This window comes from Staphylococcus coagulans, from assembly GCF_002901995.1.
Classification (GTDB): domain Bacteria; phylum Bacillota; class Bacilli; order Staphylococcales; family Staphylococcaceae; genus Staphylococcus; species Staphylococcus coagulans.
Genome location: NZ_PPQN01000070.1, coordinates 1 through 1,063, shown reverse-complemented (window position 1 = coordinate 1,063; position 1,063 = coordinate 1). Strand labels below are relative to the sequence as shown.

Below are 1,063 nucleotides of genomic sequence, written 5' to 3'. Positions count from 1 at the left end.
CAATTTAAGTTATTATACTATTATAAGTTGTGCACATCTAAATATGGAAGGTAAGAAAATGTATAAATTAATTAAAATAGCATCTGTTTTTGTATTATGCTTCTCATTATTTTACATAGAAAACGCAAATGCAGAATCATATTTAAAAAGAACTGTAAATGAAAGAAGTTCAGGTATTCTTGAAGCCCAAGAATTAGTTCAAAAAATTAACAACGCTCAACTCAAACTAATTAAAATTTCTAGAATAAATAGTTCTATAAATGGAATTGGTATATTGTCTAATACTAAAAACAAATTTTATGGAACCGCTTTTGTTATAGATGATCATACAATATTAACAAATAATCATGTTGTAGAAGAAGGATTTGGCACTATAAATAAAGCTTTATATATACCAGAAAAGGTTAAAAATTTAAAATTCATGCCCTCAAGAAATGCACGAAATATACCTTATTCATTTACAATAAAAGATATAAAAATGATAAAAGGTGTAGATGTTGCTATTCTTCATACTAATGATAAATTAACAGACAAAGTTAAACCGCTTAGATTAGCCAGTGAAGAATATATAGAAAATATGAAATTTCAAAGTGAATTAATTACATATGGATACCCCGCTAAAGAATTTTTAGATAGAAAATATCAAAATGATCCTAGATATAGTATGTATGAGACTAAAGGATTTTATATACTAAAAACCAATAGTCATGATCCTCAATTCTATTTAAAAATGATTATTAGAATGGGTAATTCAGGTTCTCCAATTTTAAATAAAAATGGTGAAGTTGTTGGAATTAATGCTGGAGGAATGAATAATACAAATGCATATACAACTATAAGAGCAAAAAGTGAATTGGCTTATGCCTTTAGTATGACAGATTATATAAGAAAAGAAATTTTAAATAATAGTTACTAAAAATCTGTGACATTTTGTCTAAAAAATAATTATAAGAGAATATTTCAACAAAGCACAGTAATAATCGAATCATATATGAACAAATATAGAGACTGTTGGAAATGTGGAATATACTGTAAGAATCTATCTTCAAAATCAAGTCATGAT

General features: G+C 25.4%; 1 protein-coding gene. It reads left to right on the top strand.

Features of this window, described 5'->3' with window-relative positions; all coding sequences use genetic code 11:
- On the top strand, positions 1-916 hold a 916-nt coding region (locus tag CD118_RS10915), incomplete at its 5' end, for a trypsin-like serine peptidase (RefSeq protein ID WP_206167720.1).
- Between the last annotated feature and the right edge of the window lie 147 nt (positions 917-1,063).